The sequence below is a fragment of the Serratia sp. S4 genome (genome assembly GCF_000347995.1).
Taxonomy (GTDB): Bacteria; Pseudomonadota; Gammaproteobacteria; order Enterobacterales; family Enterobacteriaceae; genus Serratia; species Serratia quinivorans.
Window position 1 is genome coordinate 2,452,930 of sequence record NZ_KB661120.1, and the last position, 26,320, is coordinate 2,479,249.

At 55.9% G+C, this 26,320-nt stretch carries 22 protein-coding genes; 9 read left to right on the forward strand and 13 right to left on the reverse strand.

The window, feature by feature from the left end; genetic code table 11:
* Window positions 1-4 precede the first annotated feature (4 nt).
* The 3 genes from SERS4_RS0112330 to malX form a co-directional block, all read right to left on the reverse strand.
* Window positions 5-985: a 6-phosphofructokinase gene (locus SERS4_RS0112330; RefSeq protein ID WP_017892709.1), complete on the reverse strand. Its 981-nt coding sequence runs from the start codon at window positions 983-985 to the stop codon at window positions 5-7.
* 524 nt (window positions 986-1,509) lie between these two features.
* Window positions 1,510-2,691 (reverse strand): MalY/PatB family protein, encoded by a 1,182-nt coding sequence (locus tag SERS4_RS0112335; protein WP_017892710.1) that lies wholly within the window; start codon window positions 2,689-2,691, stop codon window positions 1,510-1,512.
* Complete coding sequence (malX, locus tag SERS4_RS0112340; protein ID WP_017892711.1) at window positions 2,684-4,303, reverse strand: maltose/glucose-specific PTS transporter subunit IIBC; 1,620 nt, start codon at window positions 4,301-4,303, stop codon at window positions 2,684-2,686. The genes SERS4_RS0112335 and malX overlap by 8 nt, the downstream gene beginning before the upstream one ends.
* A 225-nt stretch (window positions 4,304-4,528) precedes the next feature.
* On the opposite strand from malX, the gene SERS4_RS0112345 reads away from it, so the two are divergent.
* The gene (locus tag SERS4_RS0112345; protein ID WP_017892712.1) at window positions 4,529-5,560 is read left to right on the forward strand and encodes a Mal regulon transcriptional regulator MalI; all 1,032 of its coding nucleotides are present in this window, start codon (window positions 4,529-4,531) and stop codon (window positions 5,558-5,560) included.
* A 2-nt stretch (window positions 5,561-5,562) separates the two neighbouring features.
* On the opposite strand, the gene SERS4_RS0112350 is transcribed toward SERS4_RS0112345, so the two are convergent.
* On the reverse strand, window positions 5,563-6,450 hold the full coding sequence (locus SERS4_RS0112350; RefSeq protein WP_012145000.1) for a LysR family transcriptional regulator: 888 nt from the start codon (window positions 6,448-6,450) through the stop codon (window positions 5,563-5,565).
* A 191-nt stretch (window positions 6,451-6,641) separates the two neighbouring features.
* Here SERS4_RS0112350 and ampC point away from each other — a divergent pair, with 191 nt between their 5' ends.
* On the forward strand, window positions 6,642-7,778 hold the full coding sequence (gene ampC, locus SERS4_RS0112355) for a class C beta-lactamase (protein WP_026142361.1): 1,137 nt from the start codon (window positions 6,642-6,644) through the stop codon (window positions 7,776-7,778).
* A gap of 11 nt (window positions 7,779-7,789) precedes the next feature.
* On the opposite strand, the gene SERS4_RS0112360 is transcribed toward ampC, so the two are convergent.
* The gene (locus SERS4_RS0112360) at window positions 7,790-8,719 is read right to left on the reverse strand and encodes a LysR family transcriptional regulator (RefSeq protein WP_017892714.1); all 930 of its coding nucleotides are present in this window, start codon (window positions 8,717-8,719) and stop codon (window positions 7,790-7,792) included.
* Window positions 8,720-8,820: 101 nt separating this feature from the next.
* On the opposite strand from SERS4_RS0112360, the gene SERS4_RS0112365 reads away from it, so the two are divergent.
* A complete protein-coding gene (locus SERS4_RS0112365) occupies window positions 8,821-9,972 on the forward strand; it encodes a serine hydrolase (RefSeq protein ID WP_017892715.1) in 1,152 nt (383 codons plus the stop codon).
* Window positions 9,973-10,015: 43 nt separating this feature from the next.
* On the opposite strand, the gene SERS4_RS0112370 is transcribed toward SERS4_RS0112365, so the two are convergent.
* Together SERS4_RS0112370 and manA are read right to left on the reverse strand one after the other, a co-directional pair.
* Complete coding sequence (locus SERS4_RS0112370; RefSeq protein WP_017892716.1) at window positions 10,016-11,545, reverse strand: YdgA family protein; 1,530 nt, start codon at window positions 11,543-11,545, stop codon at window positions 10,016-10,018.
* A gap of 154 nt (window positions 11,546-11,699) precedes the next feature.
* Entirely contained in the window at window positions 11,700-12,878 is a 1,179-nt protein-coding gene (gene manA / locus SERS4_RS0112375; protein ID WP_017892717.1) for a mannose-6-phosphate isomerase, read from the reverse strand.
* A gap of 453 nt (window positions 12,879-13,331) precedes the next feature.
* Here manA and SERS4_RS0112380 point away from each other — a divergent pair, with 453 nt between their 5' ends.
* Both SERS4_RS0112380 and fumC read left to right on the forward strand, forming a co-directional pair.
* Complete coding sequence (locus tag SERS4_RS0112380; protein ID WP_017892718.1) at window positions 13,332-13,685, forward strand: hypothetical protein; 354 nt, start codon at window positions 13,332-13,334, stop codon at window positions 13,683-13,685.
* Between the two features lie 253 nt (window positions 13,686-13,938).
* Complete coding sequence (fumC, locus tag SERS4_RS0112385) at window positions 13,939-15,336, forward strand: class II fumarate hydratase (protein WP_017892719.1); 1,398 nt, start codon at window positions 13,939-13,941, stop codon at window positions 15,334-15,336.
* A gap of 246 nt (window positions 15,337-15,582) precedes the next feature.
* Here the strand turns inward: fumC and tus are convergent, their stop codons facing one another.
* Together tus and SERS4_RS0112395 are read right to left on the reverse strand one after the other, a co-directional pair.
* Window positions 15,583-16,521, reverse strand: a complete 939-nt coding sequence (gene tus, locus SERS4_RS0112390; protein WP_026142362.1) for a DNA replication terminus site-binding protein — start codon at window positions 16,519-16,521, stop codon at window positions 15,583-15,585.
* Between the two features lie 155 nt (window positions 16,522-16,676).
* Complete coding sequence (locus SERS4_RS0112395) at window positions 16,677-17,942, reverse strand: MFS transporter (RefSeq protein ID WP_172641826.1); 1,266 nt, start codon at window positions 17,940-17,942, stop codon at window positions 16,677-16,679.
* A gap of 145 nt (window positions 17,943-18,087) precedes the next feature.
* On the opposite strand from SERS4_RS0112395, the gene SERS4_RS0112400 reads away from it, so the two are divergent.
* The 3 genes from SERS4_RS0112400 to bioD all read left to right on the forward strand — a co-directional run bounded on the left by SERS4_RS0112400 (window position 18,088) and on the right by bioD (window position 21,177).
* A complete protein-coding gene (locus SERS4_RS0112400) occupies window positions 18,088-18,978 on the forward strand; it encodes a LysR family transcriptional regulator (RefSeq protein ID WP_017892722.1) in 891 nt (296 codons plus the stop codon).
* A gap of 158 nt (window positions 18,979-19,136) precedes the next feature.
* Window positions 19,137-20,354: an ROK family transcriptional regulator gene (locus tag SERS4_RS0112405; protein ID WP_017892723.1), complete on the forward strand. Its 1,218-nt coding sequence runs from the start codon at window positions 19,137-19,139 to the stop codon at window positions 20,352-20,354.
* 151 nt (window positions 20,355-20,505) lie between these two features.
* A complete protein-coding gene (gene bioD / locus SERS4_RS0112410) occupies window positions 20,506-21,177 on the forward strand; it encodes a dethiobiotin synthase (protein WP_017892724.1) in 672 nt (223 codons plus the stop codon).
* On the opposite strand, the gene clcB is transcribed toward bioD, so the two are convergent.
* Both clcB and SERS4_RS0112420 read right to left on the reverse strand, forming a co-directional pair.
* Complete coding sequence (clcB, locus tag SERS4_RS0112415; protein WP_017892725.1) at window positions 21,174-22,454, reverse strand: voltage-gated ClC-type chloride channel ClcB; 1,281 nt, start codon at window positions 22,452-22,454, stop codon at window positions 21,174-21,176. The genes bioD and clcB overlap by 4 nt on opposite strands.
* 326 nt (window positions 22,455-22,780) lie before the next feature.
* Entirely contained in the window at window positions 22,781-23,911 is a 1,131-nt protein-coding gene (locus tag SERS4_RS0112420) for an RNA-guided endonuclease TnpB family protein (protein ID WP_017892726.1), read from the reverse strand.
* A gap of 105 nt (window positions 23,912-24,016) precedes the next feature.
* On the opposite strand from SERS4_RS0112420, the gene SERS4_RS0112425 reads away from it, so the two are divergent.
* Window positions 24,017-25,504: an MDR family MFS transporter gene (locus tag SERS4_RS0112425; protein ID WP_017892727.1), complete on the forward strand. Its 1,488-nt coding sequence runs from the start codon at window positions 24,017-24,019 to the stop codon at window positions 25,502-25,504.
* Between the two features lie 39 nt (window positions 25,505-25,543).
* Here the strand turns inward: SERS4_RS0112425 and SERS4_RS0112430 are convergent, their stop codons facing one another.
* Together SERS4_RS0112430 and SERS4_RS0112435 are read right to left on the reverse strand one after the other, a co-directional pair.
* Complete coding sequence (locus SERS4_RS0112430) at window positions 25,544-25,843, reverse strand: DUF1161 domain-containing protein (RefSeq protein WP_017892728.1); 300 nt, start codon at window positions 25,841-25,843, stop codon at window positions 25,544-25,546.
* A gap of 90 nt (window positions 25,844-25,933) precedes the next feature.
* Window positions 25,934-26,302: a DUF1283 family protein gene (locus SERS4_RS0112435; protein WP_012145016.1), complete on the reverse strand. Its 369-nt coding sequence runs from the start codon at window positions 26,300-26,302 to the stop codon at window positions 25,934-25,936.
* Between the last annotated feature and the right edge of the window lie 18 nt (window positions 26,303-26,320).

Consider the following 26,320-nt stretch of genomic DNA (forward strand, 5'->3'; position numbering starts at 1 on the left):
CTCCTCAGATTATATTTAATTGCCTGGCGAGTTTATAATGGTGTCCTTCGGTATCAACCAAACGTTTTTGCATGCTGATTAAATCAATAGGGATGGGTTGGTTAGCGGAATTAATAATGACCGCCTTGTTTTTCATGCCAGAGTGAATACAGCGAACCACTTCGCTGGCCATAATAGTGCCCTGATAAATCTCTTCACAGGTGGGATCGCCATTGCGCAGGCCATACCCCATAATGGTTTTACGGATGCGCACACCAATTTTTGGCTCGAGCTGTTTAATCATGGTGTCGATGGCACCCTGAAAACCCGGTGAATATTCTTTGGTATAGCCTTCTGAACATAAAATAATAACGCTATTTTGTTGTTCCAGTCGCTGGCTTATTTTATCTGCCAGTTGGCTTAAGGCATATTGGCATTCCGGGATCAGGGCAAAGTCCGCATTGGATTTTATCGCCGCCTGCAGCGTCAGTTCCCCGCAGTAACCGCCAAGCAGTTCAATCATAAACACCCGTCCGGGCAGGGCGCGCCCGGTGTTACGCAGTTTGGAAACCTCTTTGATCACCTGTTCGCAGGCGGTGGAAAAACCAATGCTGTAAAGGCTGCCAAAAACATCATTGTCGATGGTCATGCCTACGCCAAAACAGTTAACGCCAAATTCACTGAGGGTATTTAAAAACTGTAGCGAACCGTCGCCACCGGCCATAATAAGCACGTCAATGTGCAAAGCCTTAAGCTGTTTGCTGATGGTTTCATATTCACCGGCGACCAGCTTCCTGGCCGTACGGCCGGAAGAGATTATCGGCATTGATGAAATAGAATAATCAACCAGGTCACGATGACTGATAGCTTGATGATGATTGGCCAATAATCCGGGTATTCCGCCGTTAAACAGAATGATATCTGCCTGCGTCAGTCTCGCGACCTGGAAAATAAAGTTATTGATACCGGTGACGTCGCCGCCGCTTATTACCACACCGATTTTCATATGCCTGCTCCCAATCTGTTCCGTGGAGCTTATTGTCATTTTTGACATCGCTAAAATTTGCAGGCGACATCACAAAACAATCACAAATATTTTCGTGAATGACCTTGACATGCTGGCGGCGGGTGATGTTTTTGAGAGGGAGATCTCGTTTTTATTTGGGGGCCATAACAGGGGGTTAAACACTATTTATTAATAATCATCATGTTACATTTGAGTTGTTATGAAATTATTTGCCAAGGAGAAAGTGACTCGCCGGGAGAAAATAAGTTTAATGAAGTGTGATTGTTCTCGCATTTTTATCCGATGTGCGGAGATTAACCGTAATAAATACGCGGAAAGTTTTAATAGCCACGTATTTATTAGGTCATTTAATTGCGCAGGCCACTCAGGCTTTGATTACCGTCAACCCGGCCTGTTCCAGCGGGGTAATCAGCGTGGCGTCGGTCGAACGTTCGGTAATAATGCTCTGTGCCAGGGTGATATCGCCGCTAATTTGCAGCGGTTGGAGCCGGCGGCGCTAGAGGTTATGCTGAATTCAGCACAAATTTCAGTCCGTTAATCAGCTTATCCATACCGGCCTCTACCTTGCTACGCGGACAACCGACGTTCAGCCGCAGGAAGCCACGGCCTTCTTCGCCGTAGGTGAATCCCGGCATAATGGCGACCTTCTCACGCTCGATCAGCACCTGCTGTAACTGTTGGTCGTCAATGCCCAACGGGCGCAGATCGATCCAGGCCAGATAGGTCGATTGCGGCGGTTGCCAGGCCAGTTGCGGGAACGCCTGCTGGAGCCTTTCGGCGACGTAGGTCAGGTTGTCCTGCAGGTAATCGCGCAGCGCGTCCAGCCAGGGTTCGCCGTGGCGATAAGCGGCAATATGCGCCACTACCGCCAACACCGCCGGGGAAGACAGCCCGTCGCGGGCCTTGAGCTGCTGGCTGTAGGCGTCGCGCGCGGCATCATCGCTGATAAAGCCGTAGGCCCCGGTCAGCGCCGGGATATTGAAGGTTTTGGAGCCGGAGGTCAGCAGTGCCCAGGGCGTGGTGGCAACCTGGCTCCACGGCGTATGGCGTTGCTCGCCCCAGACCATATCCATATGGATCTCATCGCTGATCACCCGCACCTCGTGGTGTTCGCACAGCTCGGCCATTTGCTGCAGTTCCTCGGTGTGCCATACCTTGCCGGTCGGGTTATGCGGGCTGCACAGCAGCAGAATTTTGGTTTGCGGCCGTGCCAGCAACGCCTCCAGGTGGGCCATATCACACTGCCAGTCGTTGCCGTCTTTGTGCAACGGGCAGGCCAGCAGTTGGCGCTGATTACCGAGGATCACCTTATAAAACGCGTCATAGGCCGGGGTGTGGGTGACGACGTATTCCCCCGGTGCCGACCACAGGCGGATTAACTGCGCCACCATGTAGATCACCGACGGGCCATACACCGCCATCTGGGTGTCGATGGGCGTATTGAAGCGCTGTTGATACCAGTGGCGCACCGCGCCGAGGAAATCTTCATGCTGCCAGCGACTGTAGCCCAGCACGCCATGCTGCAGGCGCTGTTGTAGCGCCTCGAGAATGCAGGGGGCGGTGGCGAAATCCATATCGGAAATGGTGAACGGCAGCAGGTCATCGCTGCCAAAGCGGTCAGCGATATAATCCCATTGCGTGCACCAGGTGCCGTGGCGATCGACCGGGGTGGAAAAATCAAACATTTGACGCTCCCTGCAGGGCCGCAGCAGAAGGCGCTGCCGCTATCAGTGAGTCTAATTCATCTTTCACCGATTGCACCTGCGGGCCGATCACCACCTGCAGATTGTGCTCGTTGAGATGTACCACGCCGATGGCGCGATTGGCCTTCAGCGCGGCGTCATCCACCTTGCTCATGTCGTCGACCGACAGGCGCAGACGGGTAATGCAGTTATCCAGCGAAACAATATTCTCACTGCCGCCCAGCGCCGCCAAAATGGCCGGTACGTTATAGCCGGATTTGCCGACCGGGCCTGCAGATGCGCTCTGGCTGGCGGCAGTTTCGCTCTCGCGGCCCGGCGTTTTGATATTAAAGCGCTGAATGGAGAAACGGAAAATGGCGTAGTAAGCGGCGAACCAAATGGCCGCGACGACGGGCACCAGATACCACTTGGTGGCGGTGCCGTGCAGGATACCGAACACCACGAAGTCGATGATATTACCGTCGGTATTGCCGATGGTCACGCCCAGCAGCGCCATCACGGTGAAGCCCAGCCCGGTCAGGACGGCGTGAATGAGGTAGAGGAAAGGCGCGACAAACAGGAACAGGAACTCGATCGGTTCGGTGGTGCCACCGACCACGCAGGCCACTACGCCGGAGATCAGCAGGCCCTTAATCTTATGGCGGTTTTCCGGCTTGGCGCAGTGGTACATCGCCAGCGCCGCACCCGGCAGACCGCCGAGGAAGGCCGGCATCTTGCCCTGGGACAGGAAGCGGGTGGCGCTTTCAGCAAAGCCGGTGGTGGTCGGGCAGGACAGTTGCGCCTGGAAAATGGTCAGCGCGCCGCTCACGCTATGGCCACAAACGTCCAGCGTGCCGCCCGCCTCGGTAAAGCGGATCAGCGCCACCAGAATATGTTGCAGGCCGAACGGTAACAGCAGACGTTCACCGGTGCCGAACAGCATCGGGCCAAAGGCACCGGCGCTGTTGATCACCCAGCCCAGACCGGTAATGCCGGCGGCGAACCACGGCCAGATCAGTGGGATCACCAGACCACACAGACCCAGTACCAGGGTAGTGACGATCGGCACAAAACGGGTTCCGCCGAAAAATGCCAGCGCATCCGGCAGGCGAATGTTGTGGAAACGCTCATGCAATTGATAAACGATAATCCCGACGATCACCGCACCCAGAATGCCGGTATCAATCGACTGGATCCCGAGAATGTTTTGGATGTTGTTGGCTTTCAGCACCAGCGGATCGGTGGTGGGCAAAATGCCGGTGGTGGTCAGATAGAAGTTGGTGGCCAGATTCAGCACCGCGAAGCCGACAAAGCCGGAGAACGCGGCGACCCCTTTGTTTTCACGCGCCATGCCCAGCGGAATGGCGATGGCGAACATCACCGGCAGGAAGCTAAAGGCAAAGGAGCCGATCTTGCTCATCCAGGTGAACAGCAACTGGAAAGCAGGGTGGCCGATAAACGGCAGCAGGGTGATGACATCGCGGCTGCTTAGCGAACTGCCGATGCCCAGCATGATGCCGCAGAACGACAGCAAGGCGACGGGCAGCATGAATGTTTTGCCCAGGCTCTGGAAAAACTCCCAGAGCGTGATTTTTTGTTTTTTGGGTGCTGGCATAACCGGCGGCTCCTGGCGAAAAAACGTGCGAAAGTGGTGTGTACCCCTGTTAGGTAAAAATAAGATAAAACGTTTTACCTAGCAAAAATGCGCCGCTAATCACAATTCCGGCGTGCACTTTACGGCGACAATGGCAAGACCAGTAAAACGTTTTACTGACCAAACAGATTCGGTATACCATTTGCCTTACCAGGCAGAATGCCCAGGATCGGGCTTGCAGAGGTCATGACCATCAAAAAGATCACCATCACCGATGTTGCACAGCAGGCCGGCGTCTCGGTCACTACCGTTTCGCTGGTGCTGAGCGGCAAAGGGCGTATTTCACCCACCACCGTGGCGCGGGTGAACCAGGCGATCGAGCGCTTGGGCTACGTGCGCAACCGTCAGGCGGCGACGCTACGTGGTGGCGAGTCGGGGGTGATTGGGCTGATCCTGCGTGATATCTGCGAGCCGTTTTATGCGGAAATGACCGCGGGCCTGAGCGAGGTGCTGGAGGCGCACGGCAAAGTGCTGTTTCTGACTCAAAGCGGTCGCGACGGCAAGGGGCTGATGCGCTGTTTTGATACCTTGCTCGAGCACGGCATTGACGGCATGGTGCTGGCGGGCGGCGTACGCTCGGCCGAGGGCCTGAAGGAAAAGGCTGCGGAGCAGGGCGTGCCGCTGGTGTGCGCAGCGCGCTCTAATGGGCTGGAAGGGGTCGATGTGGTGCGGCCGGACAATATGCAGGCGGCTAAAATGGCCACCGAATTTCTGATCAAACGCGGCCACAGCCAAATCGCCTATCTGGGCGGACAAGGCAGTTCGTTAACCCGCGCCGAACGGCTGGGGGGCTTTTGTGCCACGCTGGTGCAATATGGCCTGCCTTTCCGCTCCGACTGGATTGTCGAATGTGACTGCCATCAACGGGCCGCGGCGGAGGCGGCGGAAAACCTGCTACGGCAACATCCCAATATCAGCGCGCTGGTTTGCCACAAGGCATCGGTGGCGCTGGGGGCCTATTTTGGCATTGTGCGTAGTGGGCGCAGCATCGGTTCTGAGGGTGTGGATACTTATTACGGCCAGCAGGTGGCGCTGATTGGTTTCGGCGACGTGCCTGAGGCCGAACTGACCGAACCGCCGCTGACGCTGGTCTCCAGTTCCGCGCGGGAAGTGGGGCGCAGCGCCGCCTCACGCTTGCTGCAACGGATTGCCGACGCCGACTTACCGCCGCAAAACGTGATCCTGCCGCCCTTGTTGATCAAGCGCGGCTCGGCCTGACCTCATTGTTGTTCATCCGTGACCTGTTGCTGGATCCAACTGACAAACACTTTCATTGCCGGGGTCATATCGCGTGATTTCAGGTGGGTCAGCCAGTAGCCGCCGAGATCCGCTTCGGCGCTGAAAGGGCGCTGTAACAGACCTTCACGCAGCTCCCGAGCAAACATGCGCGCCGGGGCCAGCGCTACACCACCGCTGTGGATCGCCCCTTCCACCATCAGCCGGGAAGAGTCGAACACCGGGCCGTTAATCCGCCACGGCGTGACCTGTGCGGCGGTAAACCAGCGTTCCCATTCGTCCTTGCGGTAGCTGCGCATCAGCCGCTCGTGTTGCAAATCCTGCGGACTGTGGAGGCGGGCGGCAACCTCCGGCGGGCACAGCACCGTCAGCGGGGCATCAAACAATTTGAGGTTGTGGGTCGCCGGCCAACGGCCTTCGCCAAAACGGATAGCGAAGTCCATCCCGTCGGCGGACAAATTAACCAGGTTATTGTTGGTTAACACCCGCAGGTCGATAAACGGATGCGACTCTCTGAACGCCGCCAGACGGGGCATCAGCCAGCCGACGGCAAAGGTACCGACCACGGCTACGGTCAGCACCTCATGGAAGTGCCCGCCCTCAAACTGTTGCAACACCGATTCAATACGGTCGAAAGCGTCGGTCAATATCGGCAACAGCGCCTGTCCTTCTTCGGTCAAATCCAACCCACGCGGCAGACGGCGGAACAGCTGAATACCCAGTTGCTGTTCCAGCATACGCACCTGCTGGCTGACGGCAGCCTGGGTGACGCTCAGTTCCAGCCCGGCGCGGGTAAAGTTCAGGTGACGGGCGGAGGATTCAAACGCCCGTAGGGCATTGAGGGGAAGTCGGTTACGCATAAAGTTAGCCATAAGTTTTTCTTTATGCTGGCTGAAATTCTTATCGCTTGTCAACCCAGGGATAAACCCTGATATTTAGCCTGCTGGTGCGGAATTAACGCAGTCAGAAAAGGAATAACACCATCATCCAAGGATATCTTCGCGTCGACAGGCAATAAAATCTTTTGCCATCGGCCGATACCCTGCAAACCAAGAGCTTTCACATGACCAAAATAAATCGCCTGGCGGCCGCGTTGTTGGCCGCAATGATCCTGCCGGCAGGCCATGCCGCCGACAAAGCCGAGATTGACGCCATTATTCAGCCGCTGATGCAAAAATATGGCGTGCCGGGCATGGCTATCGCCGTGTCGGTGGACGGGAAACAGCAGTTTTATGATTATGGTGTGGCGTCCAAACAGACCGGCAAGCCGATCACCAACCAGACCTTGTTTGAAGTGGGCTCATTGAGCAAAACCTTCACCGCCACGCTGGCGGCCTATGCGCAAAATGAGGGCAAACTGTCGTTCGCCGAACCGGCCAGCCATTACCTGCCTGAGCTGCGTGGCAGTGCCTTTGACCGTGTCAGCTTGCTGAACCTGGCGACACACACCTCCGGCTTGCCGCTGTTTGTCCCGGACGAAGTGACCAATGACGCGCAATTGATGGCGTATTACAAAAACTGGCAGCCGCCACATGCCGTGGGGAGTTATCGGGTTTATTCCAACCTGGGTATTGGCATGCTGGGGATGATCACCGCCAAAAGCCTGAACCAACCTTTTGCGCTGGCGATGGAAAAACAGTTGTTGCCGGCTTTGGGCATGAACCACAGCTACGTTAATGTTCCGGCTGCGCAGATGGATAATTACGCGCAGGGCTACAACAAGAAAGACCAACCGGTGCGAGTCACCCCCGGCCCGTTGGACGCAGAATCCTACGGTATCAAATCCAATGCCGAGGATCTGATCCGTTACCTTGAAGCCAACATGCAGGTGGCCAAGGTAGGGGATAAGTGGCGCAAGGCACTGGCAGCTACCCATACCGGTTATTACCGGGCCGGGGTGTTCACCCAGGATCTGATGTGGGAAAGCTACGCTTATCCGGAAAAGTTGACGACGCTGACGGAAGGCAACAATGCCGGGATGATCATGAATGGCGCACCGGCTACCGCCATCACGCCACCGAAGCAGGATCAGGGCGCGGCCTGGTACAATAAAACCGGCTCGACCGGTGGTTTCTCCACTTATGCGGTATTCATCCCATCGAAGAAAATCGCCGTGGTGATGCTGGCCAACAAATGGTTCCCGAACGACGATCGGGTTGCGGCCACCTACCAGTTGGTACAGGCGTTGGATAAACGTTAATTAATGGCTTCTCAGGACGCTGTAATGGCGTCCTGAGACGATGACTGTTGCGCCCGCTTTTCCCGCATAAAATCAACAAATACCCGCAGCTTGAGCGGCATATGCCGACTGGCCGGAAAGTAGATGAAAAACCCGGGGAAGTCGCTGCCATAATCGGCCAGTATTTCCACCAGTTGCCCACTGTTTAGTTCGCGTTGCACCGTGCCGCTAAAGCGCTGGGTAATGCCTAATCCCGCCAGCGCGGCGTCTTTAATCAGGCGATCTTCATTAAATATCTGGCCGCCGCTGAACTCCAGCATTAACAGCCCGTCATCCTGCCTGAAATACCATGGCTCAAACTTACCGCTGACGGGGAAACGGTAGCGCAGGCAGTTGTGCTCGTACAGTGCCTGTGGCGTCAGTGGTGTGCCGTACTTTGCCAGATAGCCGGGCGTGGCGATAATCATCCGCCGTTGGCCGTTGTCGATCGGCACTGCAATCATGTCTTTTGGCAGCATGGCGTGCATGCGGATACCGGCATCGAAATTGTCTAACACCAAATCGGAAAAGTGGTCGTCGGTAAACAGTTCAAGCTGCACCTCGGGGTAAAGCGCCTGAAATTCCGCCAGATGAGGCATCACCAACAGCGAGGCGGCCAACTGCGGCAGGGTAATGCGCAGCAGGCCGGAAGGGCGACCGTGCAGGGTGCGAACGTCGTCTGCGGCCCCCTCTATCTGCCCCATGGCCGGCGCCACCCGTTGGTAAAACAGGCGGCCCTCATCGCTCAATCGCACCGATCGGCTGGTGCGGTTGAACAGCCGTACGCCAAGCCGGGTTTCCAACGCCTGAATGTTTTGCGACACCGCGGGTGGGGTGACGCCCAACTGATTAGCCGCCTGGGTAAAGCTGCCCAGCCGGGCGACGGCTTCGAAAAACGGCAGTAACTGCAACAGTGAACTCATCTATCAGTAATCCCTGCTTAATGATTCGTTAAGTTATCGGGTATTTAAATTTATAATAATCGTTTTAGACTGATTTTATTGTCCATTAGAGAGCAAAAAACATGTCGACACAGAATCAGTCATTAATAAAAAGAGTACAGGCGGTTAGCCAGAAAGCGATAGCCGAAGAACGCATCGTCGGCAGCGTGGTGCTGGTGGCGCAGCACGGCAAGGTCATTTACGCCGAGGCCAGCGGTTACGCCGACCGGGAACAACAGAAGTTGATGCGTCGTGAAACACAGTTCCGACTGTCGTCGGTGTCCAAGCCCTATATCACACTGGCGGCGATGCGCATGGTCGAACAGCACAAGCTGGGGCTGGATGATGCGGTCAGCCGCTGGCTGCCCTGGTTCACTCCGTCGTTGGCCGATGGCCGCCAGCCAGAAATTAAAATCCGCCATTTGCTCAGCCACAGCGCCGGGCTGGGCTATCGTTTTAATCAGCCCGTTGATGGGCCGTATCAGCAGTTGGGTATTCAAGATGGACTGGCGTTGTCGTCGCTGACGCTGGAGCAGAATTTACGTCTGTTGGCACAGGCAGATCTGTTGGCGGAACCCGGCAGCGAATTTCATTATTCTCTGGCGATCGACGTGCTGGGAGCGGTGCTGGAGCAGGTGGCGGGCAAGCCGTTGCCGCAGGTGTTCGAACACTGGGTCGCGCAGCCGTTGGGATTGGGCAATACCGGTTTCTACACCAGTGACGCCGCCAACCTGGCGACCGCGTATCACGATACCGCCACCAGGCCGGAACCCTTACTGGATGGCATGCTGCTGACACTGCCGGAGGAGTTCGGCTTTGATATCGAAATGTCGCCGTCACGAGCGCTTGATCCGTCGGCTTTTGCCTCTGGCGGGGCGGGTATGGTCGGTGATGCTGACGACGTGCTGCGCATGGTGGAGACGTTACGCCGCGGCGGTGAGGGCATTTTACAGCCGGCCAGCGTGGAGCTGATGTGCCAGCCGCATGTCGGGGCCGAAGCTGAGGTTCAGGGGCCGGGCTGGGGCTTTGGTTTTGGCGGGGCGGTGCTGGTGGATGCCCAGTTGGCGGCGACGCCACAGCACAATGGCACCCTGCAGTGGGGAGGCGTCTATGGTCACAGTTGGTTTTACGATCCGCAGGCGGCATTAAGCGTGGTGGCGTTGACCAACACGGCGTTTGAAGGTATGAGCGGGATGTATCCTCAGCAGATACGCGATGCGGTGTACGGCGTTTAGGGATAAAACAGGGGCCCGAGCAAGCGGGCCCCGAGGGGAAATATTACTGGGCGGGTGCCGGAGCAGGGACTGCGTCCGGAGCCGGAGTTTCGACTGGGCCAGGTGCACCCAACAGGCCAAAGGTGCCGATGAACTCTTGCAGCGACATTTTGTTGCCGTTCAGATCAACCTGGTTGTCGGCGTAATGGAAGCTACTGCCGATCACCCCTTCTTTCAGCGTGGTCAATTTGAACATCTGACCCATGGCCGCCAGACCCTGCACCTGTTGCTGCGCCAGTTTCTGCGCCTCTTCGGCGCTATAGCCTTGCAGTAACGCGGTTTGCGAAGTGGTTTCGGTCGCCATCGCCACTGGAATGCTCAGGTTAGCGTCCAGTTTTTTCACTGAACGGGCAATCAGCTGATCCGGTGATTCTGCCGGGGAACCGGCTTGCGCAGGATCGGTCAGGTCCAGATTCAGGGTAAAGGTACTTTCGCCCTTGCTGTTCTTCCAGCTTAGTGGAGCAATGCTGATGCTTGGGTTGCCCTTCAACAGCAGCGGCAGGTTCTGCAGCAGGATATCGGTGGTTTGTTGCTGATAGGCAACCGGATCCATGGTCTGCGCCTGTTGCAGCATCTGCATGGCCTGCTGGTTGTAACGGTCGGCAAATTCTTTCAGCGATTTGGCATCCAGTTTGTCGATTTTCAGCGACAGCTTGCCGGAGCCGAAGTCGCTGTTCTGGATCTTCAGCGCGTCCATGGTGTAATCAATCTGGCCGTTCAGGTTAGTGTCTTTCTCCCCGAATTGGCTTGCCAGCTTGAAGCCGTCCAGCGTCAGGGTCTCTTTACCGTCAACGGCAACCTTGACCTGTTTCAACTCCATGTTCTGGTTGCCCAGGCTGAGATCGAACTGCCCGGCGTGGGTCTGGCTTTTCAGCGAGAAGCCCTGCAGCTGAACCTGCTCGGTCTGACCAAACTGGTTCGGGCCGCTGATCACCGCGTTGTCGCTGCTGGCGTCCAGAGTGATGGCTTTCATATCGCGGGACACGTCGGCATTGATGGTCGCACCGCTAAACTTCAGCGAGGACTTGTCTTTCTGGTATTCCAGCGGGATCACGTCAATGGCAGACGAGGTATCACCACTGTAGGAGATACGGGAATCGGCGGTGAACAGCGATTTGCCCTTGGTGATTTCAAACAGGCCCTTGGTCGCCGGGGTATTTTCCAGCTCGGTATGCACCGACGCCATGCTTGGCAGCAGGTTGAATTTTTTCAACTGGGCAAACGGGAAGGGGCCATGGTCGATGGTTTCCATAAACGCCACTTCGTCACCGGCTTTCAGCGGAGCATCGTCGGTGGTGACGCTGCCGTCGGCACGCAGTACATAGCGAATTTTACTGCTGAAAATACCGCGTTGGTAATTTTCATAACCCAGTTTGACACCGGCTTTCGGCAGGTAGGCTTTCAGCTGGCTGTTGGCGTTATCAACCACTTCACCCATCCGTTGTTCGATCAGTTTGCCGGTGTACCAGGAAGCCCCGGTCCATGCAGCGCCAAGAACCACAATGACGCTAACAGCGACTAACGATTTTTTCATAGTTCTGTTCATCCTTATAAAGCCATCTGTCTCAAACAGATGGATGGGCAAATTTGGGCCAATAAAAAACGCCGGCAGGCGTTTACCCGCAGGCGTTTAATTGTGAAGGTAAGCCACTCTTTCAGCAACCAATTTGCGGAAATTTACCGAGTGTTTACGACAACAGGTTATAAACGCGGGCGATTCGGCCGCTGCCACTGACGCTGACCGGCGATTCGAACGCGCCGGTAAAGCAGGATTCACCCGGCTTGAGCACCAGTTGCTGATCCTGTTTGGTTAAGACCGCTTCACCTTCAACGCAGAACACAATGGCCGCGCTATTTTGCGCCAGCGCCTGTGGGGCGGCGGAAAGGTCATGCAGTGAGAAGGCGAAGTCTTCAACCGGGATCGGGAAGAACAGTTCGTCACCGCGCTTTTGCGGCTGGGTCAGCAGGCCGGATGCCGGCTGCGGACGGAACTGCAGGTTGGCTAACAGTTCTGGAATATCGATGAATTTAGGTGTCAGACCGGCACGCAGCACGTTGTCCGAGTTAGCCATTACTTCCAGCGCTACACCCTTCAGGTAGGCATGCGGCGTTTCGGCATACAGGAACATCGCTTCACCCGGTTGGAGCTGTACCACGTTCAGCAGCAGCGGCGAGAACAGGCCACTGTCGTCCGGATAAAAACCGGCGATAAAGCGAATCGTGTCCCAGGTTTCACCCTGTTGGTTATTCAGTGCGGCCTTCAGCACGCCCAGCGCCAGCGATTTCTGTTCGCCGCTCATCGCCAGCAGGCTGGCAAACAGGGACGACAGATGGCTGACATCCGGCTGTTGCAGGAAGGCTGCGATATCATGATGGGCTCCGGCGATCGGCTGCAGCAGGGAAACAATGTCGGACAGTTCGCGGAAGCCATTCATCGCCAGGAAAGGCGTCAGGGCGAACACCAGCTCCGGCTTGTGATTAGGATCTTTATAGTTGCGTTCAGCCGCGTCCAGTGGAATACCGGCGGCGTTTTCTTTGGCAAAGCCGGTTTCTGCTGCCGATTTGCTCGGGTGCACCTGAATCGACAGCGGCTGGTCGGCACACAGCACCTTGAACAGGAATGGCAACTCACCAAAGCGGCGGGCAACGTCGGCACCCAGTTGTTTGGGCTGATCTTCATCAATCACGTCGCGCAACGAGCGCAAATTACCGTCGGCACCGGCCACGCGGGAGCTGCTTTTCGGATGAGCGCCCATCCACAGCTCCGCCATCGGCTGCCCTTGTGGGTTGGCGATGCCATAAAGCCGGGTTAACGCGTCGTGGCTGCCCCATGCATAGTTTTGCACTGCGTTGGTCATTTTTTGCATCTTGATAAACATCCTTTGCGTTCGCCGCCAGGGGCGGTAGTAGCTGACTGTTAAAAACCTTGTGCGCCTTATCCTACACGCGAACGGTGGCGTGGAAGCGGGGCGCGATCAAACAAGTGGCCCAAGGCCGGCAAAGTATAACGTGATAGCAACCGCCGTCACAATTGCGCCTTCGGTGACTACGGAGCAAACAGAGTTTAAAAAAACGCCAATGAATTTGCCGTTGAATATATCTTCTGGCAGAAAGTGAAGGTCTGAATATTTTGGCACATATCACTGCTGCATATTTCAAACTGTGTTTTTTGCATTGAATTATTACCGGCTGAATATCTTTCTCATCATAATTATTCCGTTTCTATTGGCAACCACACGGCTAGCTAAATTTAATAGGCAGTGCCGCTATACAGTGCTCGCCTATAACCCCATTTAAATATTATTAATACTGAGGCGATGATGAAAAAAATGTTACTGGCCCTGTTGCTCTGTACTTCCGGGGCCAATGCGGCCGTGGTGGTCACTCATGCCTATGGGTATGGGATTGCCCGGCCGGTGGTGGTGGCGCCAAGACCGGTGATCGTAGCGCCACGTCCGGTGGTGGTTGTACCGCGCCCAGTGGTAGTCACGCCGGTGCCAGTCGTGGTATCTGCTGCGCCGGTGGTGGCAACACCGGTTGCTCACCCGGTTGCCGCTGCTGTCGGTGCGGTGGGGGCGGGGGTCTACCGCCATAATGAACGTCAGGACGCTTATGATGAAATCAATCATCTACAGGACCAGAGAATTAATGCCTATAATCAACATCACCATTGATCTTCTGACTGAAAATAAATAATCAGAGCGCCAGACGGCGCTTTTTTATTACCTATGTTCATCTTGCGGGCCGAGAAAATTCACCAGCCAATAATGGCCGTACAATAAACGGGACATAGGGAGAAAAAATGCTGTGAGCCAACTCTCTTAATGCGAATAGTTATTATGTCACTATACTGGTTGAGGTGTGCCGGCGGGCATGAGCGCGTTGGCGTAATCGTACATTTTTAGGAATTGTACTAAGGAGATCGTGATGGCTGCCGTTCGTATTGAAAAAGACTCTATGGGCCCGATTGAAGTGCCGGCCGATCGGCTATGGGGGGCGCAAACTCAGCGTTCTCTGGAGCACTTCCGTATTTCTTCTGAAAAGATGCCGACCGCCTTGATCCATGCGCTGGCGTTGACCAAACGCGCGGCGGCCAGCGTGAATATGGACCTGGGTTTACTGCCTGCCGAGCGTGCCAATGCCATTATCAGCGCCGCCGATGAAGTGCTGGCGGATCAACATGCCAATGAATTCCCCTTGTCGATTTGGCAAACCGGCTCCGGCACCCAGACCAACATGAATATGAATGAGGTGTTGGCCAACCGTGCCAGTGAGCTGTTGGGCGGGGTCCGTGGCGAAGAGCGTCGAGTGCATCCGAACGACGACGTCAACAAGAGCCAGAGTTCCAATGACGTGTTCCCAACCGCGATGCACGTGGCCGCGGTGATCGCGGTGCGTGAGCACCTGCTCCCCGAACTGAAAGTGCTGCATAAAACCCTGAGCGACAAGGCAGAGGCCTACCGCGATATCGTCAAAATTGGCCGTACCCATTTGCAGGATGCGACCCCGCTGACCCTCGGCCAGGAGATTTCCGGCTGGGCAGCCATGCTGGCGCATAATCTGCAGCACATTGAAGCCAGTATCCCGCATATCAGTGAGCTGGCGTTGGGCGGTACCGCCGTGGGTACCGGTTTGAATACCCATCCGGAATACGCGGTTCGCGTTGCCAAAGCGCTGGCTGACCTGACCGGGCAGCCGTTCGTTACCGCACCCAACAAATTTGAAGCGCTGGCCACCTGCGATGCGTTGGTGCACGGCCACGGCGCGCTGAAAGGGCTGGCGGCTTCGCTGATGAAAATTGCCAACGATGTACGCTGGTTATCCTCCGGCCCGCGTTGCGGCATCGGGGAAATTTCGATTCCGGAAAACGAACCGGGTAGTTCCATCATGCCGGGCAAGGTCAACCCAACCCAGTGCGAAGCGATGACCATGCTGTGCGCACAGGTGCTGGGCAACGACGTAGCGGTGAATATCGGCGGCGCTTCCGGTAACTTTGAGTTAAACGTGTTCCGACCTATGGTGATCCACAACTATTTGCAATCCATTCGCCTGCTGGCCGACGGTATGCAGGGCTTTAATGAGCACTGTGCGGTGGGCATCGAACCTAACCGTGACCGTATCAGCCAGTTGCTGAATGAGTCACTGATGCTGGTGACCGCGCTCAATACCCATATTGGTTATGACAAAGCGGCAGAAATCGCCAAGAAAGCGCACAAGGAAGGCCTGACGCTGAAAGCCTCGGCGCTGAAGCTGGGCTACCTGACCGAAGAGGAATTCGACCTGTGGGTGCGCCCGGAAGATATGGTCGGCAGCATGAAGAAGTAATTGATAGCACCAGTGGCAAAGGGCTTACTTGAGGTAAGCCTTAGTTTGGCGACAAAGTTGTCTTTGAATCCGAGATACCCGGGCCTAGCGCACCGAGGGGCGCTCCGGCGGGCAAGCCGCTTCGACCCCTTCGGCACGCTCTCCCTAATAACGGGCTTTGTCAGTAGTCTGGGGCTTTTGAGGTAAGCCTTTTTTATTGAGAGAAATGCATGGAGCCGGATGGTCATCGTCTGCGAGTGTGCAGCCTCAGCGATCGGGAACGTCGGTATATAAATGCAGTCGTTTGACCAGCAGCCGCAGTGGTCTGGCATCGGGTTTGTATTTATGTTTGACCGCCGCGGCGTCGTAATTGAGCAATTCGCCAATTTTTGGCACCTGAGCACCGTTTTCTACCTGGCACAGGGCAATCAATGGCAGCGGGCAGGGGTGTTGCACCTGTTTTTGCTGCGGCTGATACCACACCCGGGCGATGGGTTGCACTTTTACCGGCCGTTTGATTTTCAGCACCGTCTGCTGCGGCAGGCGACTGACGTCATCAATCTCACGGCTAACCAGCTCGGCCCATTGCTCACGATTATGTGGGGGCACCGCGCGTCCGGCCTTCATGCTTTTTTCCAATTGAGCCAGAATATCGTCGCGTTTTACGTTCTTGATAATATGCTTGTTGGCCCAGCCAAAACGTACCGAATCCGGATTGGTTAAAAGGGTGAGGCTACGATAGGCGCTAAGGGTGATTAAGCCATGCAGGTGAGTGTGGACAAAGTCAAAGCGTTGCTCTGGTGCCAGGCCGGAGTCGACGGTGATGATCTGTTCCAGTTCGGCCTTCAGCCGGTTAATCAGGGCAATTTGCTGTTGCAGCGCCAGGTATTCCGGTTGCACCACCGCCAGGCAAATCACACCGGGCAGGCGTACTGCCGCTTTGCTACTGATGTTGTGCTTGTTGTGATGGATAAACAGCCGCTGATAGTGCTCCAGCGCCAAATCGCGAGCGGCCAGGCCAACATGCTGTTCGACGGCAATCTGCGCCACCGCGTCATGTTCCTTGCCTTTCTCGATTTCGGGCAGGCTAAACACCCGCCCAGCCAGCAAGCGCAATGGCAGGATCTGCTGGTGGAGGCCCGTTAGTGCCTGTTCCAGTTCGCTGAAGCAAGCATTCATCCTACCTATTAAACCGTATTTATCCATCATGTACTCCCATTTTAGTTACAACATACAATAAGAGAGTAGCAAACGAAAGGGCAACATCGGCAGCAGTGTGAGCGGGGATACCGAGTGGTCCAGCCTGGCAGGGGTTTTAAGGGGGTTACCGCCTGCACGAGAGGCAGGCGGTAAGGCAGGGGTTAAACGCGGGCCGCTTCCGGCAGTTTCTTCAGGTAATGCACGACCAACAGGGCCAGCAACAGCATCACGCTGATAAAGGCCACCACGCCATTCCAGCCGAAACTGTGCCAGAACACGCCGCCGAGGGTACCGGCGACGCTGGAACCCACGTAATAACAGAACAGGTAAAGTGAAGATGCCTGGCCCTTGGCGCGACGCGCGCGGCGACCAATCCAACTGCTGGCCACTGAGTGGGCAGCAAAGAAACCGGCGGTGAACAGCATCATGCCGATGAAAATAACCGCTACCGGAGCCAGCGCGGTAATCAGGATCCCGATCAGCATAATCAGGGTTGAAGCCAACAGCACCGGCCCACGGCCAAAACGAGAGGTCATGGCTCCGGCTTTCGGCGAACTGTAGGAACCGGTCAGGTATACCACCGACAGCAGACCGACTATCGCCTGGCTGAGGTGATAAGGATCCGACAGCAGGCGGTAGCCAATATAGTTGAACATGGTGACAAAACTGCCCATCAGCAGAAAACCTTCGGCAAACAGCAGTGGTAAGCCTTTGTCATGCCAATGCAGGCGGAAGTTAATAAGCAGGGTGCGCGGGCGTAACGAACTGGCACGAAAATGTTTTGAGTCGGGCAAAATACGCCAAAACATGCAGGCCGCGGCCAGCGCGAACAGTCCGATCACCGCCAGCGATACCCGCCAGGAGAAGAAGTCGGTCAGTACCCCCGTCACCAGGCGGCCGCTCATGCCGCCGATGGAGTTACCGCTGATATACAACCCCATCGAAAAGGCGACAAAGCTGGGATGGATCTCTTCGCTCAGGTAGGTCATGCCAACGGCGGCGACGCCACTTAGTGAAAGACCTATCAGAGCGCGCATCAGCAGAATGCCATGCCAACTGGTCATAAAGGCGCAAATCAGGGTGCAAATAGCCGCCAGCAGCAGCGCCACCACCATCACTGATTTACGGCCGATGGCGTCGGACAGCGGGCCGGTAAACATCAGGCCGATCGCCAATAGCCCGGTGGAAACCGACAGCGACAGGCTGCTTTCCGCCGGGGAGATGCCAAAGTCCTGCGACAGAACCGGCAGGATCGGCTGCACGCAATACAGCAAGGCGAAAGTGGCCAGGCCGGCGGAAAACAACGCCAGAGTGACGCGCATAAACTGTGGCGTTCCTCGTTCGATGTAGGGAAGTTTGTTAAGGGTGGAGCGTTGGGTTTTTGGCGCAGCAGCCGCATCGTCGTTGGCGGCCAGCGTCGACGGCATACCGGCCGCAGAACGCACAGGGGTTGTCACAGTTTTTCCTTACCGAACTTGGGTATATATCAACACATTATGAGTTAACAAAATCATAGGGAGGGGCCAGTTTTTTGTCTAATATATTAATAATTAAAATTGAGACGTTTAAAGTATGAATATCGAATTGAGGCATCTGCGTTATTTTGTCGCCGTGGCGGAAGAGTTGCATTTTGGTCGGGCCGCAGAACGTCTGCGTATCTCTCAGCCGCCGCTTAGCCAGCAAATTCAGGCGCTGGAGGAAATGGTCGGCGCACGCCTGCTGGCACGTAACAACCGCAATGTCAGCCTGACGCAGGCGGGAGACATGTTTCTGAAAGAGGCCTATCAGGTGCTTGATCAGGTGAGTCGCGCTGCCGAGAAAGCGGCGCGGTTGGAACGTGGCGAACTGGGTGAGTTGACCATAGGTTTCACCTCTTCGGCCCCTTTTATCAGCGTGGTATCGCGCAGCCTGCGAGCTTTTCGTCAGCAGCATTCACAGGTGCATATCAAGATGCGCGAAGTGAACACCAAGCAGCAGATCGAACCCTTACTTAATGGCGAGCTGGATCTGGGCGTGATGCGCAACACGCGCTTACCGGACGTGTTAAAGCATCAGCTTTTACTGTGTGAACCCTTGGTGGCGGTGGTACCGGAAGGGCATCCGTTAACCCATGTGGCACCCGGTACGCTGCGCTTCCAACATCTGGCGGATGAACCCTTTGTCTTTTTCTCGCGTGAAGTCGGAACCGCGCTGCATGACGAGATCTTGTCGCTGTTGGCCAAAGCGGGGATCACCCCTTATATCACCCAGGAAGTTGGTGAGGCGATGACCATTATCGGCCTGGTCTCCTCCGGCTTGGGCATCTCGATTCTGCCGGCGTCTTTCGCGCGGGTTAAAATCGACGGCGTGCAATATTTACCGCTGGCGGAGCCTGAGGCGATGACCGAAGTTTGGTTGGTACATCATCGCCAACGCCCCCTGACGGCAGCGGCCAAATCCCTGATGGCGTTACTGTTGCCCTGAAAGCCAACTGGGCAAATAAAACGCATTCCGCAGGGAAAGTGGGGTGAATTTGTGCAGCAAATCACATAACGAATCAAATAGTTGACGCTGTATTACAAAAGCCCCACCATAGCCGATAGTCTTTATTTAGAAGCGCGAAAAATAGTAGGAGCAGGTTTGTGATTGCTGTTGGGCAGCCTGGGCATATCGATCAAATCAAGCAAACAAACGCAGGGGCAGTTTATCGGCTAATCGATCAACTGGGCCCAATTTCGCGCATCGAACTGTCAAAACGGGCGCAGCTCGCCCCCGCCAGCATCACCAAGATCGTACGCGAACTGCTGGAAGCCCATCTGGTTAAAGAAACCGAGTTCCAGGAAGTTGGCAGCCGTGGCCGTCCGGCGGTTGGGCTGGTGCTGGACACCGAAGCCTGGCACTACCTTTCCGCACGCATCAGCCGTGGCACCATTACGCTGGCGCTGCGCGATATCAGCAGCAAACTGGTGGTGGAAGAGTTGTTGCCACTGGCCGCTGAACATCCCGATCCATTGTTAAAACGCATTCTTGCTGAAGTCGACCAGTTCTTTATCCGCCATCAAAGCAAGCTTGAACGCCTGACGGCGATCGCCATTACGCTGCCGGGCATGGTTGACGCGATTTCTGGCGTGGTACACCGCATGCCGTTTTACGATGTCGAGGATATGCCGTTAGGCCCGGCGCTGGAAACGCGTACCGGTCTGCCGGTTTACCTGCAGCACGACATCAGCGCCTGGACCATGGCCGAAGCCTTATACGGTGCATCGCGCGGCAGCCAAAACGTGATTCAGGTGGTGATCGACCACAACGTTGGCGCTGGGGTGATCACCGGTGGCAGGGTATTGCACGCCGGTAGCCGTAGCGTGGTGGAGATTGGCCATACTCAGGTCGATCCTTACGGCAAACGTTGTTACTGCGGCAATCACGGTTGCCTGGAAACCGTCGCCAGCATCGAGAATATGCTGGAAATTGCCCGTTCGCGCCTCGGCACATCAATGAGTTCCAGTCTGCACGGTGCGCCGCTGACGGTCGAGTCGCTGTGTGATGCGGCGCTGGCGGGTGACCAGTTGGCGAAAGACATTATCCTTGGGGTGGGGCACAGCGTGGGCCGCATTCTGGCGATCATGGTTAATCTGTTCAATCCGGAAAAAATCCTGGTCGGTTCCCCACTGAACCGAGCGGCAGAAATTCTGCATCCGGCCATTGCCTCCTGTATACGTCAGCAGTCGCTACCGGCCTACAGTGAGCAGGTCCAGGTGGAGTCCACTCAGTTCTTCAATAAGGGCACTATGCCCGGCGCGGCACTGGTGAAAGAAGCGCTATACAACGGTTCGCTGCTGGTGCAGTTGTTGCAAGGCTAATACCAATCAGCAATTCTTATCGTTTAACGACAAAAGGTTGAGCTACCTCAAGCCCCGTCTCCCCGGCATCCTCTAGACTTTTCCCGTTCGTCGCTTTCGCCACATTCTTGGCGACTTTTTGGTTAACGGTGCATCTCGGGGCAATTAAGTCATGTTAACGCGTTTATTTGTTACAGGTACGGATACCGATGTCGGTAAAACCGTGGTTTCCCGCGCTTTATTACAGGCGCTTGCTGCGCAGGGCCGTTCTGTGGCCGGCTACAAACCTGTCGCTGCGCGCTGTCAGGAAACCAGCGAAGGCCTTCGCAATAAAGACGCTTTGGTTTTGCAGGCATCTTCGACCATGCCGCTGTCGTACCAGGAAATTAATCCCATTACCTGTCTGGAAGAAGTCTTTCACGCGCAACCTACCAAGGATACCAACTACGGTGTAATGAGCAGTGGGCTGCAACATTTGTCCACCAAAGCCGATACCGTGGTGGTAGAAGGGAGCGGCGGTTGGCGCGTGTTGATGAACGATATGCGGCCTTACGCCGAATGGGTCATTCAGGAACAGCTGCCGGTGGTTTTGGTGGTGGGGATCAAACTGGGCTGTGTCAGCCACGCCTTATTAACGGCGCAGGCGATCATTAATGACGGCTTACCGCTGCTGGGCTGGGTCGCGAACCGCATCAATCCGGGGCTGGCACATTACGCCGAAACTATCGATGCGATGCAGCAACGCATTCCTGCGCCGCTGCTGGGTGAAATACCTTATCTGCCACGCGCCGAACAGCGGGAACTGGCACGTTATCTGGATATCACTCCACTGCTGACTCGTTAGGCGTTGTGATAGACCGACACCGAACGTAAACCGCGTGAGACGGTGGTGGCGATCACGCAGGCCAACAGAATCCCCGGTAGCAGGGTATATTCACCGGTCATTTCGAACACCATCAGCGCAGCCATAATCGGCGCGTGGGTGGTGGCCGCCAAAAGCGTAGCCATCCCGGTTAACGCCATCAGAATCGGTACCGCACTGCCCAACTCCGGCCAGATGGCGCAGAGTTGCCCAACTAACGAGCCGAGCGCCGCCCCGACAAACAGCGTGGGTGTGAACACACCGCCAGGTGCACCGGATCCACTGCTGGCGAGCACCGCCAGCAACTTGCAGATCAGAATGGCGCCTACCAGCAATACGCCGGGCGGCGCACTGAGCAGCGCCTGCACCACACTGTAGCCATTGCCCCAGACCTCAGGAAACAGCAGCGACAGCAGCCCGACAATCAGCCCCCCTAACGCCAATTGCAGCGGTGGTTTTAGCCGTAGCGAACGGAATGCGCGACCGGAAGAAGACATTGCCCACAGGAACAACGGGCCGCAGACCCCGGCCAAAACGCCCAGTAGTGCCATCAACAGATATTGCACCGGCCAGGGGGCGGGCAGCGGCTCTACCAGATACAGCGGCGCCTGACCGCCGTTGAGCAGATTGGTCACCAGCAGAGCGCTGACGGCGGCAATCACCACCGGACCCAGAGAGGCCAGCACCAGTGTGCCAAATAGAATTTCGGCGATAAACAGACTGCCGGCCAGTGGGGCATGATAAGCGCTGGCCATACCGGCTGCGGCACCGCAGGCCACCCACAGTTTCCACTCTTTCTCATGGGTGAAGCGCTGGGCAAAGACGGAACCTACCAATGCCGCCAGCAGGATCATCGCGCCCTCGCGGCCGATAGCGCTGCCGCTGGAGACCACCAGCAGTGAGGCCAGGCATTTCACCAGGCTGGCGCTGACGTCCAGGCGGCCATCACCGGTTTCGATCGCCTCCATATAATCAGTGGGAGCAACCTGCCGCTGGTGCTGATAGCGCTGATAAACCCACAATAGCAGGCCTGCCGCCAGCCCACCCAGCGCCGGGGTTAACGCTCTGCGCCAGCCGGGCAATGCGGCGGCGGCGGCCACCAGGCTGCCGTCTTCATGATCGAGCAATAACCATTCCAGCCCGAGCATCGCACGGTGAAACAGCCAAACCACCAACGCAGCGGCAATACCAAGAAAGATGGCGATAAACAGGCGGCGCAGCAGGGCGCGATAGTGGTGCAGGTGGACCAATCGTTTCATGCGTCAGTAAAATCGTGAGAAAAATGAAAGGGTCGCTGAGCATTGTGCTTGCCACCCCGGCCGAAGACCAGAGAATCTTTACAGATCCGCAGACAGGCTCGCGGTTTATTCGTTACGACGAGCCTCGAGATGGCTTTGTGTTACGATGTCACTTTCTGTTCAAATGGTGCGTTTATAATCAGTAAAAACAGGGAAATAGACACCGGTAACGGCAAGCTCTAATTCGGCTGGTATAATTTAAGGCAAACAAGAATCCACGGTTTGTAATAACGCTTTGACTGCTCCCCGCCCTGAAGGACGGGGATTCCCACTTCAACGGGCCGAACCTAAGCCGCGTGATGCGATTCAGGATTTACAGGTTCTCCGTGGGCTAACACTGCCAGCCCGGCAGCTTTGATATTTCTGGCCGCGTTAATGTCACGATCATGGGCTACTCCGCACTCAGAGCAAGTCCATTTACGAACATCAAGGGACATTTTTTTCATGGTGAAGCCGCAACAGCTACAGCGTTTGGAGGAAGGAAAATACTTGTCGATAGCGACAACGCTACGGCCTGCCCATTCTCCTTTGTACTGTAGCTGGCGAACAAATTCGCTCCACCCTGCGTCAGCTATCGCTTTAGATAACTTCGGGTTGCGGATCATGTTTTTCACCTTTAGGGATTCGACGCAAACAACTTGGTTTTCGTTGATCAGTTTGCGGGACAACTTGTGCAAGTTATCCATCCGGCAATCGGCGATTTTCGCGTGGAGTCGAGCGACCTTTAAACGGGCTTTGGCGCGGTTCTTTGAGCCTTTTTTCTTCCTGCTCAACCCGCGCTGTTGCAACGCCAATCGCTTCGCATATTTAGCCGTGTGGCGGGGATTGCCGGTTTTGAATCCGGTGTCGGTGACGAACAAATCTTTTAAGCCAACATCAATGCCGACAGTGTTAGCAGTAATAGGCATTGATACAGGTTCAAACTCACACAGACAGGAAACGAAATACCTGCCAGCGGCATCTCTGGAAAGGGTCACGGTTGACGGCGCAGAAGGTAATTCACGGCTCCAGCAAACGTCCAGCGGTGACTTGCTCTTTGCCATATATAACTTGCCGTCACGGTATTTAAATGCGCTCGCAGTGAACTCAGCAGACTGCTTGTGCCGTTTGCTTTTGAAGACGGGATATGCGGCGCGTCCGGCAAAGAAGTTTGCAAAGGCCGCTTGTTGGTGGCGCAGACACTGCTGGAGGGGAACGCAGGAAACCTCGTTGAGCCAAATGTATTCAGACTCTTTTTTAAGCGCAGTAAGGCGGGAATTGGCCTGTAGGTAACCTATCTTTTCCTTTCGCTCGTCGTACGCATCGGTACGCCAGCGGAGGATGGAATTATAAACGAAACGCACACAGCCAAACGTCTGAGCTAAAAGCTCAGCCTGTTCTGCTGTGGGGTAAAACCGGTATTTATATGCACGCTTCATGTACACACTTTAAAGGAGAATATGTGGGATGCAAAATACAGTTAGCCGGAAAACCGCATCCTTTCCTTCCCGGCCTGAAGGCCGAGGTTTCCCGGAGGAATACTGATGACAAATAATGACACACCTGCCCCGATCGCTCATCGCCCCTTAATCCTGATTGCCTGCATGTTGGCGATGTTTATGTCGGCCATAGAAGCGACCATTGTCGCCACTGCGATGCCAACCATTATCGGCGATCTTGGTGGTTTTTCCCTGCTCGGCTGGGTATTCGCGGTCTATCTGTTGGCGCAGGCCATCACTATTCCCATTTATGGTCGGCTGGCGGACCTGCTGGGGCGCAAGCGGGTATTTTTCTTTGGTGCATCGCTATTTTTACTGGGTTCGGTGCTGTGCGGTTTCTCGCCGAACATGTACTGGCTGATCGGTTTTCGTCTGCTGCAGGGGTTGGGGGCCGGGGCGATTATGCCAACGGCGACCACCATTATTGGTGATATCTACAGTCCTACCGAGCGGCCCAAGGTGATGGGCTATATTTCCAGCGTTTGGGGCGTGTCGGCGATTATTGGACCCTTGCTGGGGGCGTTTATCGTCCAGCATTTGCCCTGGGCGTTGGTGTTCTGGGTCAACTTGCCGATCGGTCTGTTGGCGATGTTTTTCCTGGCTCGTTATCTGCCTTCCCGTCAGCAGGTGCGCGAACACGCGCTGGATCTGGCGGGGACCGCCTGGCTGACGTTGTTTGTTACCGCGCTGCTGCTGTCACTGCTGCAGGCAGAAAATCTCGGTTGGTGGGTGCTGCCGTTGTTGGCGTTGGCGGCCGTCTCGCTGATGTTGCTGATTCGCCAGGAACGACGAGCGCCGGAACCACTGTTTCCGTTGGCGTTATGGCAAAGCCGGGTGATCGTGGCCGGTAATATTGGCGGCCTGGTGATTGGCGCGGCGATGATGGGCATCAGTGCCTTTCTGCCGACCTTTATTCAGGGCGTGATGGGCGGAACGCCCCTGGAGGCCGGTACCACGCTGGCGCTGATGTCGATTGGCTGGCCGCTGGCCAGTACCTTCAGCGGTCGACTGATGCTGATGACTTCTTATCGCACCACGGCGCTATTGGGAGCGTTGTTATTACTGGCCGGTGGCCTGATTCTGTTGTTGCTGCAGCCGACCGGCGGCTTATTGTGGGGCCGGGTGGCGGCGTTTATGGTCGGTGCCGGTATGGGGTTGTGCAACACCACGTTTCTGGTTTCGGTGCAGAACGCGGCTCACCACAGCATCCGCGGCATTGCCACCGCCTGCACGGTGTTTACCCGGATGATGGGGTCGGCCATTGGTACCGCCATTTTGGGCGCAACGCTGAACATCAACTTGCAGTTTCGTTTGCCGCAAACGACCGATCCGGTACAACAACTGATGGAACCGGCTGCACGTAGCGCGATGACGCCAGAAATACTGGCGGGTATGACGCAGCAGGTTGCCGCTTCGTTGCATTGGGTATTTTTGGTTTCTGCACTGTTGTCATTGCTGGCACTGGCGGCGGCGATGCTGATCCCGGCGCGGCACAGACCACAGGGTGAGGGAGAAGAGGCGGAACAGGCATAAATAAAAAGGAAAGGGCGCACCGAGCGCCCTGAACGGTAACTATTGCGAAGTTTTGGTATCCTGACTGGTGCCGGTCTGAGCCGCGTCACCATTGTCATCGCCGTTGCCAAGACGAGTATAAACAATCTTCTGTGTGTCATTTTCGCAGTGGCCAACTACCAGACCACCGGCCTGTTGGGCCTGATCGTTCGGCACGATATCCAGTTTAAAACCAGACTCAGGCACGCCGTTTTTGACGATTTTCTGCGAAATGTCTGCCTTCACGCTTTCGCATGAGGCCAGGGCGGCCAACGGCGCAGCGGCCATCAGCAGTGCACCCAGAATAAGCGCTTTTTTCATCCATTCGTCCTTATTTGAAAATGGGCTTACTTTGTCAGGATAGCAGCTACGGTGGCGAAGAGTAACGGCCACCGTCTTGCTGCGACCAGATTAAGGATTAATCTGACGACCGGTCTGGCGATCCAGACATTTACGGGTGTTTGGTTCCCAGTAAGCATTGACGTTCAGGCTATCATCGCAGCGCTCTTCGCTGTCAATCGCCTTGTCTACCTTGTCGAACTCTTTCTCCACGCGGGTGTTAACCTTATTGCGCAGGGATTTGGTATCGTTAAACTGCTGTTTGCTCTGACGGGCCGCTTCGGTACTCATGGCACCGCTGTTGCTGCCATCGACGGTAACGCAGGTGCTGCCCTGAGTGCAGCTGGCGGCCAGCGCCGGAGCCTGCCAGGCCCCCATCAGCATCAGCATGGCGACCGGCAGCATCCCGCGCAGCAGTCGTTGAGTCGAAAGTGTTTTCATCGTTTCATCCTTATGAGT

Excerpts from the sequence above, each read along its gene's own strand:
- SERS4_RS0112330 (WP_017892709.1), bottom strand. The coding sequence starts at position 985 with ATGAAAATCGGTGTGGTAATAAGCGGCGGCGACGTCACCGGTATCAAT.
- SERS4_RS0112335 (WP_017892710.1), bottom strand. The coding sequence starts at position 2,691 with ATGTTTGATTTTTCCACCCCGGTCGATCGCCACGGCACCTGGTGCACG.
- malX (WP_017892711.1), bottom strand. The coding sequence starts at position 4,303 with ATGCCAGCACCCAAAAAACAAAAAATCACGCTCTGGGAGTTTTTCCAG.
- SERS4_RS0112345 (WP_017892712.1), top strand. The coding sequence starts at position 4,529 with ATGACCATCAAAAAGATCACCATCACCGATGTTGCACAGCAGGCCGGC.
- SERS4_RS0112350 (WP_012145000.1), bottom strand. The coding sequence starts at position 6,450 with ATGGCTAACTTTATGCGTAACCGACTTCCCCTCAATGCCCTACGGGCG.
- ampC (WP_026142361.1), top strand. The coding sequence starts at position 6,642 with ATGACCAAAATAAATCGCCTGGCGGCCGCGTTGTTGGCCGCAATGATC.
- SERS4_RS0112360 (WP_017892714.1), bottom strand. The coding sequence starts at position 8,719 with ATGAGTTCACTGTTGCAGTTACTGCCGTTTTTCGAAGCCGTCGCCCGG.
- SERS4_RS0112365 (WP_017892715.1), top strand. The coding sequence starts at position 8,821 with ATGTCGACACAGAATCAGTCATTAATAAAAAGAGTACAGGCGGTTAGC.
- SERS4_RS0112370 (WP_017892716.1), bottom strand. The coding sequence starts at position 11,545 with ATGAAAAAATCGTTAGTCGCTGTTAGCGTCATTGTGGTTCTTGGCGCT.
- manA (WP_017892717.1), bottom strand. The coding sequence starts at position 12,878 with ATGCAAAAAATGACCAACGCAGTGCAAAACTATGCATGGGGCAGCCAC.
- SERS4_RS0112380 (WP_017892718.1), top strand. The coding sequence starts at position 13,332 with ATGAAAAAAATGTTACTGGCCCTGTTGCTCTGTACTTCCGGGGCCAAT.
- fumC (WP_017892719.1), top strand. The coding sequence starts at position 13,939 with ATGGCTGCCGTTCGTATTGAAAAAGACTCTATGGGCCCGATTGAAGTG.
- tus (WP_026142362.1), bottom strand. The coding sequence starts at position 16,521 with ATGGATAAATACGGTTTAATAGGTAGGATGAATGCTTGCTTCAGCGAA.
- SERS4_RS0112395 (WP_172641826.1), bottom strand. The coding sequence starts at position 17,942 with ATGCCGTCGACGCTGGCCGCCAACGACGATGCGGCTGCTGCGCCAAAA.
- SERS4_RS0112400 (WP_017892722.1), top strand. The coding sequence starts at position 18,088 with ATGAATATCGAATTGAGGCATCTGCGTTATTTTGTCGCCGTGGCGGAA.
- bioD (WP_017892724.1), top strand. The coding sequence starts at position 20,506 with ATGTTAACGCGTTTATTTGTTACAGGTACGGATACCGATGTCGGTAAA.
- clcB (WP_017892725.1), bottom strand. The coding sequence starts at position 22,454 with ATGAAACGATTGGTCCACCTGCACCACTATCGCGCCCTGCTGCGCCGC.
- SERS4_RS0112420 (WP_017892726.1), bottom strand. The coding sequence starts at position 23,911 with ATGAAGCGTGCATATAAATACCGGTTTTACCCCACAGCAGAACAGGCT.
- SERS4_RS0112425 (WP_017892727.1), top strand. The coding sequence starts at position 24,017 with ATGACAAATAATGACACACCTGCCCCGATCGCTCATCGCCCCTTAATC.
- SERS4_RS0112430 (WP_017892728.1), bottom strand. The coding sequence starts at position 25,843 with ATGAAAAAAGCGCTTATTCTGGGTGCACTGCTGATGGCCGCTGCGCCG.
- SERS4_RS0112435 (WP_012145016.1), bottom strand. The coding sequence starts at position 26,302 with ATGAAAACACTTTCGACTCAACGACTGCTGCGCGGGATGCTGCCGGTC.